Annotated in this window: 12 protein-coding genes and 1 pseudogene; all 13 read left to right on the top strand. The window is 69.8% G+C overall.

All coding sequences use genetic code 11. The features are described from left to right. Positions 1 to 114: 114 nt before the first annotated feature. The gene (rpsF, locus tag MKK69_RS15705) at positions 115 to 576 is read left to right on the top strand and encodes a 30S ribosomal protein S6 (protein ID WP_243969226.1); all 462 of its coding nucleotides are present in this window, start codon (positions 115 to 117) and stop codon (positions 574 to 576) included. A gap of 3 nt (positions 577 to 579) precedes the next feature. Beyond that, positions 580 to 837 (top strand): 30S ribosomal protein S18, encoded by a 258-nt coding sequence (rpsR, locus tag MKK69_RS15710; protein ID WP_091712669.1) that lies wholly within the window; start codon positions 580 to 582, stop codon positions 835 to 837. 126 nt (positions 838 to 963) lie between these two features. Continuing rightward, positions 964 to 2,007, top strand: coding sequence for a DUF2232 domain-containing protein (locus MKK69_RS15715; protein ID WP_243969228.1), 1,044 nt, complete (start codon positions 964 to 966; stop codon positions 2,005 to 2,007). Between the two features lie 41 nt (positions 2,008 to 2,048). Then, positions 2,049 to 2,621 carry a 50S ribosomal protein L9 gene (gene rplI / locus MKK69_RS15720; RefSeq protein ID WP_243969230.1) on the top strand — a complete coding sequence of 191 codons (573 nt, stop codon included), beginning with the start codon at positions 2,049 to 2,051 and terminating at the stop codon, positions 2,619 to 2,621. A 462-nt stretch (positions 2,622 to 3,083) separates the two neighbouring features. Then, the gene (locus tag MKK69_RS15725) at positions 3,084 to 4,571 is read left to right on the top strand and encodes a replicative DNA helicase (RefSeq protein ID WP_243969232.1); all 1,488 of its coding nucleotides are present in this window, start codon (positions 3,084 to 3,086) and stop codon (positions 4,569 to 4,571) included. A 227-nt stretch (positions 4,572 to 4,798) separates the two neighbouring features. Further along, on the top strand, positions 4,799 to 5,248 hold the full coding sequence (locus tag MKK69_RS15730) for a cupin domain-containing protein (protein WP_243969234.1): 450 nt from the start codon (positions 4,799 to 4,801) through the stop codon (positions 5,246 to 5,248). A gap of 10 nt (positions 5,249 to 5,258) precedes the next feature. Next, positions 5,259 to 6,161 (top strand): SMP-30/gluconolactonase/LRE family protein, encoded by a 903-nt coding sequence (locus MKK69_RS15735; protein WP_243969235.1) that lies wholly within the window; start codon positions 5,259 to 5,261, stop codon positions 6,159 to 6,161. Then, entirely contained in the window at positions 6,158 to 7,066 is a 909-nt protein-coding gene (locus tag MKK69_RS15740) for a VOC family protein (RefSeq protein WP_243969237.1), read from the top strand. The genes MKK69_RS15735 and MKK69_RS15740 overlap by 4 nt, the downstream gene beginning before the upstream one ends. Positions 7,067 to 7,162: 96 nt before the next feature. Next, entirely contained in the window at positions 7,163 to 7,408 is a 246-nt protein-coding gene (locus tag MKK69_RS15745) for a type II toxin-antitoxin system Phd/YefM family antitoxin (RefSeq protein WP_243969239.1), read from the top strand. Positions 7,409 to 7,737: 329 nt separating this feature from the next. Next, a complete protein-coding gene (lgt, locus tag MKK69_RS15750; protein ID WP_243969241.1) occupies positions 7,738 to 8,640 on the top strand; it encodes a prolipoprotein diacylglyceryl transferase in 903 nt (300 codons plus the stop codon). Beyond that, the gene (locus tag MKK69_RS15755) at positions 8,637 to 9,707 is read left to right on the top strand and encodes a class I SAM-dependent methyltransferase (protein WP_243969243.1); all 1,071 of its coding nucleotides are present in this window, start codon (positions 8,637 to 8,639) and stop codon (positions 9,705 to 9,707) included. The genes lgt and MKK69_RS15755 overlap by 4 nt, the downstream gene beginning before the upstream one ends. 365 nt (positions 9,708 to 10,072) lie before the next feature. Beyond that, positions 10,073 to 10,855 (top strand): peptidoglycan editing factor PgeF, encoded by a 783-nt coding sequence (pgeF, locus tag MKK69_RS15760; protein ID WP_243969245.1) that lies wholly within the window; start codon positions 10,073 to 10,075, stop codon positions 10,853 to 10,855. A 270-nt stretch (positions 10,856 to 11,125) separates the two neighbouring features. After that, positions 11,126 to 11,491 (top strand): annotated as a pseudogene (locus MKK69_RS15765) (porin family protein); the annotation flags it as partial.

Here is an 11,491-nt window from a genome sequence, read left to right on the forward strand (position 1 = left end):
CTCGGGCCTGAAAATCGGCTCGAAGGGCTTGGCGCCGAGCGTTTCGCGAGATGAACCGGCCCGAACCAACCGCCCCCGGGCGGCCGGGCTCCTTTTGACGCTGAAAGGCCCGATATGCCTCTCTATGAGCATGTGCTCTTGGCCCGCCAGGACGTGACGTCCCAGCAGGTCGAGACGATGATCGACACCTACAAGGGTGTGATCGAGCAGAACGGTGGCCGTCTCGAGAAGATCGAGATGTGGGGCGTGAAGTCCCTCGCCTACCGGATCAAGAAGAACCGCAAGGCGCATTTCGCGCTCCTCAACATCGACGCCCCGCCGGCCGCCATCGCCGAGATGGAACGCCAGATGCAGATCTCCGAGGACGTGCTGCGCTTCATGACCGTCCGGGTCGAGGACCTCGATTCCGAGCCCTCCGCCATGATGCAGAAGCGCGACCGTGACGACCGCAAGGATCGCGAGCGCGGCCGTCGTCGGGACGACGAGGGCTTCGGCGGCGGCGGCGGATTCGGTGACCGCGGCGATCGGGGCGACCGCGGTGACCGCGGCGAGCGCAGCTTCGGCGGGGAGGGCTAAACCATGGCTTTCGGTGCTGGTGCTGGTGCGGGTGGCGGACGCCGTCCCTTCTTCCGTCGTCGCAAGACCTGCCCGTTCTCCGGCGCGAACGCGCCGAAGATCGACTACAAGGACGTCAAGCTCCTGTCCCGCTACGTGTCCGAGCGCGGCAAGATCGTGCCGTCGCGGATCACCGCGGTCTCGGCCAAGAAGCAGCGTGAGCTCGCCCAGGCGATCAAGCGCGCCCGCTTCCTCGGCCTGCTGCCCTACGTGATCAAGTAGGCTTTCGAGATCGGCCGGCCCGGAATTATCCGGGCCGGTCTTCACAGAGCGATCCGACATCGCTCGATCGTTGGGGCGTTGCGTCGCCTCTAACCCTGCCGGATGGGCAGCGGGACAGCGGAACCCATGGCACATCATATCGGCATCGGTATCGGCGCGGGCCTCGTCTCGGCACTCCTGTTCGGGGTGCTGCTGAAGGCGACCCCGCTGGCGATCCTGCTCTACCTCGTCGCTCCGCTGCCGATCCTGATCGTCGGCCTCGGCTGGAGCCACAGGGCCGCCCTCGCGGCGGTGGCGGCCGGGAGCCTCGCGCTGGCCCTGGTGATCGCGCCCTTCATGGGCCTCGCCTTCGCCGCCTACATCGCCCTGCCCGCCTGGTGGCTCGCCTACCTGACGCTGCTCGGGCGCGAGACGCCTGCCGGCCTCGAATGGTACCCGACCGGCCGCCTCCTCGGCTGGATCGCCGCCACGGCCGCCCTCGCGTTCATTGCCATCGCGGTCCTGTCCTCGCCGAACCACGCCGCCTTCGACACGCAGCTGCGCGGCCTCGCGCACACGCTGGTGCAGGCCCGCATGCCCGGCGAGCGGACGGTGGTCGAGGGCCGCGCCGGCGCGGCACCGACCGGCTCCGACGAGGCCGGTCCAGAGAAGGCCACCGGTCCGGATACGGCACCGCCAGCCGCCGCCGATCAGGCCGAGGTGACCCGGACCGAGATGGCCGACGCCCTGGCGCGGGTGATACCGGCCTTCGCGGCCAACGGGCTGGCGCTGCTCCTGGCCTTCTATCTCTGGGCCTCGGCCCGGATCGTGAAGATTTCCGGCCGCCTGCCCCGCCCGTGGCCCGACATCCCGGCCACCGCCATGCCGCGGGTGACGCTCGCCACCCTCGGGGCCGCGCTCCTGATGTGCTTCGTCCCGGGCTATGTCGGCGTGTTCGGCGTCGCCCTGGTCGGCGGGCTCAGCGCGGCCTTCGCGCTCCAGGGGCTGGCCGCCTTCCACGACCGCTCACGCGGCCGGCCCGGGCGCGCGCTGATGCTGTTCGGCATGTACCTGATCCTGTTCGTGACCCAGGGCATCGCCCTGGTCGCCCTCACCCTGTTCGGCCTCGCCGACACAGCCCTCGACCGCCGTCGTCCCGAAGCCCGTCCGAAGGACAATCCGGCGCCGTGAAACCCCGGCCCCAGGGGCCGACCACCTGAAGGAGAAAGACCATGGAAGTGATCCTGCTCGAGCGCGTAGCTAAGCTCGGCCAGATGGGCGAGACCGTGAATGTCCGCCCGGGCTTCGCCCGCAACTTCCTGCTCGCCCGCGGCAAGGCCCTGCGCGCGACGGAAGCCAACAAGAAGCACTTCGAGACCCAGCGCGCCCAGCTCGAGGCCCGCAACCTGGACCGCAAGAAGGACGCCGAGGCCGTCGCCGAGAAGCTGAACGGCCAGAGCTTCGTGCTCATCCGCCAGTCGGGCGAGACCGGCGTGCTCTACGGTTCGGTCTCGACCCGCGACCTCGCCGAGGTCGTCGCCAAGGACGGCTTCACGGTCGACCGCGGCCAGTTCATCCTCAACCAGCCGATCAAGACGCTGGGCCTCCACACGGTCCCGGTGGTGCTGCACCCCGAGGTCGAAGTCCAGGTCACCGTCAACGTCGCCCGTAGCCCCGAGGAGGCCGAGCGTCAGGCCCGCGGCGAGTCCGTGACCGAGCGCGAGGCGTTCAACCTCGACGACCTCGGCCTCGAAGTCGGCATGGCTCTGGCCGATGCCGGCGAGGGTGCCGACGACCGCGGCTGATCCCTTCGTCCCGTGGGTCCGACCGGCCGTAAGGCTGGTCGGACTTGAGGGAGCGGGATCCGAGGCATGCGCCTGCGCCGCCTCGCGTTCAGGTTCCGCTGAGCCTGCACCTGTCCGGGAAAAGGGACGGTCCAGGACGCCCCCCTCTCCCGGACGCCGGCAGCGCCGGCGGCGTGCATCCCGGGATCCACGCACACGCGGCACGGCGCGATTCCGACCGGAACCGGCACCGCCCTGTATACCGGTGAACATCGGGGACGACCGGCCCCGAGACTTGACACGTTCCAGTTTTGTTCCAGCATGGATGCCCGCCCCTCGCGAGAGTCGGCGGGCATCCGTTCGTTCGGGGAACACCCGGAGAAACGGAGCGTCGGCTAAGCTTCGGTAACCATACCGAGGCCAAGGTCGCGCGGTGTGATCCTGGCGCGCCCACCGCGGCGCCTGATACGGAGTCGTCCGCCGATGGCCCTGCCCAATGCGCTCACGGCCAAGCTCGAAGCGGTCCAGGCCGAGTACCGCGTCGCCCCCCACAACATCGACGCGGAGCAGGCCCTGCTCGGCGCGATCCTGGTGAACAACGACGCCTATTACCGGGTCTCGGACTTCCTGCTGGCCGAGCACTTCATGGAGGATGCCCACCAGCAGATCTTCACGGTGGCGGCCTCCCTGATCCGGGCCGGCAAGCTCGCCACGCCCATCACCCTGAAGACCTATCTGGGCGACGCCGATTTCGGCGGCCAGACAGTGATGCAGTACCTCGCCCGCCTCGCCGCCGACGCCACCACGGTGATCAACGCCGGCGAGTACGGCCGGACGGTCTACGACCTCGCCATCCGCCGCCGGCTGATCACCATCGGCGAGGATCTGGTGAACGGCGCCTACGAGGCGCCGGTGGAGGAATCGCCCCGCGACCAGATCGAGCACACCGAGCGGCGGCTCTACGAACTCGCCGAGGCCGGGCGCTACGATGGCGGCTTCCAGAAATTCTCGGACGCGCTCACCGCCGCGGTCGACATGGCCGCCAAGGCCTACCAGCGCGACGGCAAGCTCTCGGGCATCGCCACGGGGCTCACCGACCTCGATGCCAAGATGGGCGGGCTGCAATCCTCCGATCTGATCATCCTCGCGGGCCGCCCGGCCATGGGTAAGACATCGCTGGTGACCAACATCGCCTTCAACGTCGCCAAAGCCTATCGCGGCGAGAAGCAGCCGGACGGCGTGACCAAGACGGTGAACGGCGGGATCGTGGGATTCTTCTCGCTGGAAATGTCGGCCGAGCAGCTCGCCACCCGCATCATCGCCGAGCAGTCGGGCGTGCCCTCCTACAAGATCCGCCGCGGCGACATCCGCCCGGAGGATTTCTACAAGATCACCGACGCCGCCCGGGACATGCAGACGATCCCGTTCTACATCGACCAGACCGGCGGCATCTCGATCGCGCAGCTGGCCGCCCGGGCCCGGCGCCTGAAGCGCCAGAAGGGCCTCGATCTGCTGATCGTGGACTATCTCCAGCTCCTCTCGGGCTCCGGCAAGCGCAGCGACAACCGCGTGCAGGAGATGACCGAGATCACCACCGGCATGAAGGCGCTTGCCAAGGAGTTGGCCGTGCCGATCATCGCCCTCTCGCAGCTCTCCCGTCAGGTCGAGAACCGCGACGACAAGCGCCCGCAGCTGGCCGATCTGCGCGAATCGGGCTCGATCGAGCAGGACGCCGACGTGGTGATGTTCGTGTTCCGCGAGGAATACTACGTCGGCAACAAGAAGCCCCGCGAGGGGACCGAGGAGTTCTTCGCCTGGGAAGCCGAGATGCAGCGGGTCCACGGCAAGGCGGAGGTCATCCTCGGCAAGCAGCGCCACGGCCCGACCGGCATGGTGGAGCTGCAGTTCGACGCCAACATCACCCGGTTCTCGAACCTCGCGCAGACGGACCGGATCCCCGAGCAATTGTGAGGGCGCGACCGGGCGGGGACGCCCGGTCGTCGCGAGCGCAGCGAAGCGACCCAGGGCAGCGTGGCATCGCTGGATAGCTGCGATCGCAATGACGGCACCGCCTGCCCATCCGCCGGCGTGGCGGAGGGGACGCCGTCCCGGCCTCACCGGCATCCGCACTCTGCGCGAACCATCGCCGGACCCGGCCGTTGTGCGAGGACGATTGTCCCGCCGCGGCAGGAGCGACGATGAGCGAGCCGACCCCTCCGAAGATGCCCTACTGGCACGTCTACACCGACGCGGAGGGGGTGAGCCGCCAGGCGCTGTTCCACATTGAGCGGTTCACGTTCGAGGGGATCAACCCCGAGACCGCCCCGCAGTGGAACGACAAGATGGATCCGGCCTCCGCGGTCGTGACCTTCACGGTCCTGCCGGTCGGCTGGGTCGGGGAGTGGCACGAGAACCCGCGGCCGCAATGGATCGCGATCCTGTCCGGCCGCTGGTTTGTGGAGACCATGGATGGCCACCGGGTCGAGATGGGTCCGGGCGAGCTGATGATGGGCGAGGACCAGAACACGAAGGAGCGGGACGGCCGGAAGGGCCATCTCTCCGGCACGGTCGGCGACGAGCCCTGCACGATGATCGTCACCGGCCTCCAGGTCGAGCCGACCGTGAACCAGCCCGGCCGCTTCAAGTAGGGGCGGCGCGATGGACAGCTTCGTGCTGATTCAGCCGCGCTTCAAGGCCTATGTGCTGCCGAATGCGCCGCTGGAAAAACTCGCCGAGGGCTTCCGCTGGACCGAGGGGCCGGTCTGGTTCGGTGACCGGGACGAGCTGTTGTTCTCGGACCTGCCGAACAACCGGGTGATGCGCTGGGCGGAGCATGCCGGACTCAGCGTCTACCGGGAGGCGAGCGACTTCGAGAACGGCCATGCCCGCGACCGGGAGGGGCGGATGCTGTCCTGCGCGCACAGGGGCCGGCGGATTCACCGGACGGAGCTCGACGGGCGCATCACCGGCCTGGTGGAACGCTACCGGGGCCGGCGGCTGAATTCCCCCAACGACCTCGTCTGCAAGTCCGACGGGACGATCTGGTTCTCGGACCCGCCCTACGGCATCCAGACCGATTACGAGGGCGGCAGGCAGGAATCGGAATTGCCGGCCGCGGTCTACCGGTTCGATCCGCGCGACGGCTCGCTACGGGTGGTGGCGGACGATTTTCAGGGGCCGAACGGCCTGTGCTTCTCCCCCGACGAGCGCCGGCTCTACATCGTCGAGACGGGGCTGCAATTCGCCACCGATCCGCGCCAGCATGTCCGGGTCTTCGACGTGGCCGAGGATGGCGCCCTGTCGGGGGGCGACGTGTTCTGCACGATCGCGCCGGGCAATGCCGACGGGATCCGTTGCGATGAGCACGGCAATCTCTGGTCGAGCGCCGGCGACGGGGTGCATTGCATCGACCCGGGGGGCGAATTGGTCGGCAAGATCCTGGTGCCCTCGACCGTGGCCAACCTCGCCTTCGGCGGCCGCAACAACAGCCGCCTGTTCCTCTGCGCGTCGCACACGCTCTACGCGATCTACGTCAATGTCCGCGGAGCCCCGCTGCTGTGAGCGGCGTGCGGGCGATCGCCGGCTTCGGCCGCACCGTCGCGGACCTCGCGGCAACCGAGGCCTTCTATCGCGACGGGCTGGGCTTCGCCCGGGTCGCGCCACCGGAGCCCGTTCCGACCGCCGAGGCGGAGGCGATGGGGCTCGCGGACCGTCGGGCCACGCAACTGCGCATGCGGCTCGGCGCCCAGGCCGTGACCTTCCTTGCGGTGGATCCGCCGGGCGCCCCCTATCCGGCCGATCCGGCGGCCACGGATCCAGTCTTCCAGCACCTCGCGATCCCGGTGCGGAGCATGGATGCCGCGATGGCGCAGCTCTCCCAGGCGGGACCCACGCCGATCAGCCGCGGCGGCCCGCAGGCCCTGCCGGCCTCGTCGGGGGGCGTCACCGCCTACAAGTTCCGCGACCCGGACGGGCACCCGCTGGAGCTGATCGTCTTTCCGGACGGCCCGCCGGCGGAGCGCTGGCGGGATGCGCCGGGCCTGTTCCTCGGCATCGACCACTCGGCGATCACCGTCACCGACCTCGACGCGGCCCTCGCGTTCCTCACCGGACCGCTCGGTCTCACGGTGGCGCAGCGGGGCCTGAACCAGGGCGCTGAACAGGCGCGCCTCGACGGGCTGGACGATCCGCAGGTCGACGTGATCGCGCTCGAGCCGCCGGACCCGGCCCCGCACGTGGAGCTGCTGCATTACCGGGTGCCGGCTACCCGACGCAGGCCCGAAGCGTCATGCGGCCCGGCCGATCGCGCTTCGACGCGCTTCATCTTCGCGGTCGACCCTATGAAAGGTCTGCTCAAGTCCCTGGGTGATTACGGCCTAGTCCCGAACGTGGCCCGAGATGGTGCGGCCGCTTTCTGCAAGGGGCCGGATGGCCACGGATTTCTGTTTCTCGGTTCCTCATCCTGAGCTGATTTCGAGGCCCGCCGACCGGGTCGGCCGGTCTGCTTTCGGCTGTCGAGCCGATAGGCTTTGCTTGCACGGATCCCGGGAGCGATTGCCGCCATGCGGATCAGCATCAAAGCCGCGGAAGGCCAGCTGCCACGCCTCATCCAGCCGGCCGTGTGCGGTGAAGAGGTCGTGCTCGCGCGGGGGGACGTTCCGGTCGCACGGATCGTCCCCCTCGCCACGCCGCCGTTTCGACTTGGGATCCTCCCGCAGAAGGCCCTCGGAGACGGGCCGGACTGGCTCGAACCGATGCCCGACAACGAGATTGCCCTCTGGGAAGGCCGTCCTCCACGATACACATAGCTGGGCCTGGAGCCTGACGGCCGATCCACGCCTGTCGACCGGGGCCCGGGCTGCCATCCAGGTGGGACGGCTGGTCGCGCTGCTCGACGAGCAGGGTGGCCGAGTCGCATCGCTGGAACCCGCGATCTGTCTCGCCGCCGGCGGGACGCCATGGCGTCATCGCGATCCCTCCGACCGCCTCCTGGCGGCAACGGCCATTCATTACGATGGTCCCGCTGATCTCCGCAGACGTGGCCTTCGACGGCATCGTCCGACGGATCTGGTCGATCGGGCGCACTTGACGCGCCGCCCCTCCGGCGTCCAATCCGGCCGCCCCGGAGGTGAGACCGATGCCGTTCCTCGCCCTGCCCTTTCCGGCCATCGACCCGGTGGCCCTCGCGATCGGGCCGATCACGATCAAATGGTACGCGCTCGCCTACATCGCCGGCCTGATCGGCGGCTGGTACTACGCGCGCCGCCTCGTCATGGCCGATAGCCTTTGGGGCGTGGTCAAGCGCCCGCAGGTCGTCGATATCGACGACCTCGTCGTCTGGGTGGCGTTGGGCGTCGTGCTGGGCGGCCGGATCGGCTACGTGCTGTTCTACAACCTGCCGATGTACCTCGCCGACCCGATGGAGATCCTGGCGATCCGCAACGGCGGCATGTCGTTCCACGGCGGCTTCCTCGGGGCGATCCTGGCCTTCCTGCTCTTCGCCCGGGCCAAGGCGCTCAACGGCTACACGCTCCTCGACATCGGCGCGGTGGTGGTGCCGATCGGCCTGTTCTTCGGGCGCATCGCCAATTTCGTGAACGGCGAACTCTGGGGCCGCGTCGCGCCGGACTTCCCCTACGCCATCGTGTTCCCGAGCGGCGGGCCCCTGCCGCGCCATCCGAGCCAGCTCTACGAGGCCGCCACCGAGGGCCTGCTGCTGTTCATCGTCATGGCGATCAGCGTCCGCCGGTTCGGCTTCCGCAAGCCAGGGCTCCTCGGCGGCATCTTCGTGCTCGGCTATGCGCTGGCCCGAACCGTCTGTGAGTTCTTCCGGGAGCCGGACCGCCAGCTCGGCTTCCTGTTCGGCGACCATCTCGGCCCCATGGGCGGCGGCGTCACCATGGGCATGCTGCTGTGCGTGCCAATGATGATCATCGGGCTCACCTACATCGTGCTCGCCGCGACCGGCCGGACGCGCCCACGCCATCCGGTCGAGGGTCCCGTCACCGAGGAGGCGCGCAAGGCGGCGCTGGAGGCGTGACACCGCTGGGCGACGAGATCGCCGCCCTGATCCGCCAGAACGGGCCGATCGGCGTCGACCGCTACATGGCCCTGTGCCTCGGCCATCCGGTCCACGGCTATTACCGCACCCGCGATCCGCTGGGCGCACGGGGCGATTTCACCACGGCGCCCGAGATCAGCCAGATGTTCGGCGAGCTGATCGGCGCCTGGACTGCCTATGCCCACGGTCTGATCGGGCGGCCGGATCCCCTGGTCCTGGTCGAGCTCGGGCCGGGCCGGGGCACGCTGATGGCGGATGCCCTGCGGGCGCTGCGCGCCGCGGCCCCGGGGGTGCGCGTGGCGCCGCACCTCGTGGAGACCAGCCCGGTGCTGCGGGCCGCGCAGGCGCGCACCCTCTTCGGAACCGGGGCCGCGTGGCATGCCGGGATCGAGACCCTGCCCCCGGGCCCGGCGATCATCCTGGCCAACGAGTTCTTCGATTGCCTCCCGGTCCGCCAGTTCGAGCGCCGGCCGACCGGGTGGCACGAGCGTCAGGTGGGTCTCGGGCCGGGGGGCGGTTTCGCCTTCGGCCTCGCCCCGGAACCGACCCCGGGGCTCGACGCGGAGGGGCCAGTGGGGGCGCTGCTGAGCGTCCCGGCCGCCGGCCTCGCCCTCGTCCGCACGCTGGCGCGGCGCGTCTGCACGGTGGGCGGCGTGCTGCTGGCCATCGATTACGGCCACACGCGCCCCGGATTCGGCGACACCCTTCAGGCGGTCGCCGGACACGGCTTCGCGGACCCGCTGGCCGCTCCGGGCGAGGCCGACCTGACGCACCATGTCGACTTCGCCGCGCTGACGCGCGCGGCGACCGACGCCGGCGCCCGGGTCCACGGGCCGGTGGACCAGGGCGACTTCCTGTTCGCCCTCGGCCTGCGCCCCCGGGCCGACCGGCTGAAGTCCCGGGCCACCGGAACCCAGGCCGCGGAGATCGACGGGGCGGTCGCGCGGCTGACGGATCCGGGCCGCGGCGGGATGGGCAGCCTGTTCAAGGTCGTGGCGGTGAGCGGCCCGTCCTTCGGGCCGCTCCCGGGATTTCCGGACGTGTAACGCGTCGGGACGTGGTTCCAGGGACCGACGCCGTTCAGCCGAACGAGCCGAATCCGGAATCCGTCTGGTTGGAGGGCCGCGGCGTGGGCGGCGCAGGCGGGTTCGGGTCGTCCGGATCGAGGGCGGCGGGCTCGCGCGTCACAGGATGCGCGGGTGCGCTGGGCGGATGCGGCGCCTGGGCCGGCGGCTTCGGCGCATCTCTCAAGGCTTCGGTCTCGATTCCTTGTGACATTGCGGTCCTTCTCGGATGAGGCCGAACCCGGCCCCATATTGCAATGCAGCAAGAATCTGACGCCTGAACGACATCGTCAAGGGGCTGCCCTTGCGGTATCGGGGCGCCACCGACGCGGCGCAGGGGATCGACCATGAGTGCGGGCACATCGATCGAGGCGCCGGACCTGTCCGCGCATGCGGGGATCCGCCACGCGTTCTTCACCCGCCTCGGCGGCGTCTCGGAGGGACTCTACGCCGCGCTGAACGGGGGTCTCGGCTCCGGCGACGCGCCGGAACGCGTGGCCGAGAACCGGGCCCAGATGTGTGCCCATCTCGGACTGCCGGCGGACCGGCTCGTGAGCCTCTATCAGATCCACTCGGCCGAGGTCGTCACCGTCTCGGCACCCGTCGCGGCGGCGGAGCGTCCGCGGGCCGACGCCATGGTGACGCGGGTTCCCGGCCTGGCGCTCGGCATCGCGACGGCCGATTGCGGGCCGATCCTGTTCGCGGATGCCGAGAGCCGCGTCGTCGGCGCCGCCCATGCCGGATGGAAAGGGGCGCTCACCGGGGTCATCGGGGCCACGGTGGCCGCCATGGAGGCCCTGGGCGCCCGCCGGCATCGCATCGTCGCGGTGCTCGGGCCGACGATCGCGCAGGAATCCTACGAGGTCGGACCGGATTTCATCGCGCGTTTCCGCGCGGAGGCCCCGGGGATGGACCGGTTCCTCGGGGCCGGTACGCGGCCGGACCATGCCCAGTTCGATCTGCCCGGCTTCATTCTGGCCCGCCTCGCCGAGGCCGAGATCGGCGGGGCGACGGCGCTGAACCTCTGCACCTATGCCGATGCCGCGCGCTTCTACAGCTACCGCCGGGCCACCCATCGTGGCGAGGCCGATTACGGCCGTCTGATCTCCGCCATCGCGCTCACGGCTTGAGGGGCCCGATGCCTCCCGGAAAGGGGATGCGACATTTTGTCGAAGGCCCGGGGGCCAAAAAAGCGTGGCCGTAACCGAACCTTGGCAATTGGAGTGCGTTGTGGGGTCAAGGTGCCGGGGAATAACGGCGGATTGCCAATAGGGGCCACGAAAGTGGTCGGCGATACCGCGTAGCGCAAAGCATCCCTGGAACCGCTGGAACGCAACCAGACCCCCGTCCCGTCACCGCCCGCTCCGCGGGCGATCCGGGACTATCCAGAGGACCAGACCATGAAATCCCTGCTTCGCGCCACCACCGCCCTCGCGGGTGTCGCCCTCGCCGGCTCCGCCTTCGCCGCCGACCTTCCGCGCCGCGCCGCCCCGCCGCCGGGGTTCACCCCCGTGCCGGTGGTCACCTGGACGGGCCCCTACTCCGGTATCAACGCCGGCTACGCGTTCTACGCCTCGAGCCGCAGCAACAACAACTCCTCCTTCGGCGTCTCAGCCCCCTACCAGACCGCCGCCACCACCGCCACCTTCGGCAACCGACGCCAGGAGGGCTTCTCCGGCGGCGCCCCTCTCGGCTCCAACTACCAGCTAACACCTGCCTGGGGCTCGCCCTCCCTCATCGATGCTGAGTCCCGGTACCTCGATGTC

The organism is Methylobacterium sp. J-026, from assembly GCF_022829585.1.
Taxonomy (GTDB): Bacteria; Pseudomonadota; Alphaproteobacteria; order Rhizobiales; family Beijerinckiaceae; genus Methylobacterium.

Bases quoted from the DNA above. Each gene is read 5' to 3' on its own strand.
- rpsF (WP_243969226.1), top strand. From the start codon at position 115: ATGCCTCTCTATGAGCATGTGCTCTTGGCCCGCCAGGACGTGACGTCC.
- rpsR (WP_091712669.1), top strand. From the start codon at position 580: ATGGCTTTCGGTGCTGGTGCTGGTGCGGGTGGCGGACGCCGTCCCTTC.
- MKK69_RS15715 (WP_243969228.1), top strand. From the start codon at position 964: ATGGCACATCATATCGGCATCGGTATCGGCGCGGGCCTCGTCTCGGCA.
- rplI (WP_243969230.1), top strand. From the start codon at position 2,049: ATGGAAGTGATCCTGCTCGAGCGCGTAGCTAAGCTCGGCCAGATGGGC.
- MKK69_RS15725 (WP_243969232.1), top strand. From the start codon at position 3,084: ATGGCCCTGCCCAATGCGCTCACGGCCAAGCTCGAAGCGGTCCAGGCC.
- MKK69_RS15730 (WP_243969234.1), top strand. From the start codon at position 4,799: ATGAGCGAGCCGACCCCTCCGAAGATGCCCTACTGGCACGTCTACACC.
- MKK69_RS15735 (WP_243969235.1), top strand. From the start codon at position 5,259: ATGGACAGCTTCGTGCTGATTCAGCCGCGCTTCAAGGCCTATGTGCTG.
- MKK69_RS15745 (WP_243969239.1), top strand. From the start codon at position 7,163: ATGCGGATCAGCATCAAAGCCGCGGAAGGCCAGCTGCCACGCCTCATC.
- lgt (WP_243969241.1), top strand. From the start codon at position 7,738: ATGCCGTTCCTCGCCCTGCCCTTTCCGGCCATCGACCCGGTGGCCCTC.
- pgeF (WP_243969245.1), top strand. From the start codon at position 10,073: ATGAGTGCGGGCACATCGATCGAGGCGCCGGACCTGTCCGCGCATGCG.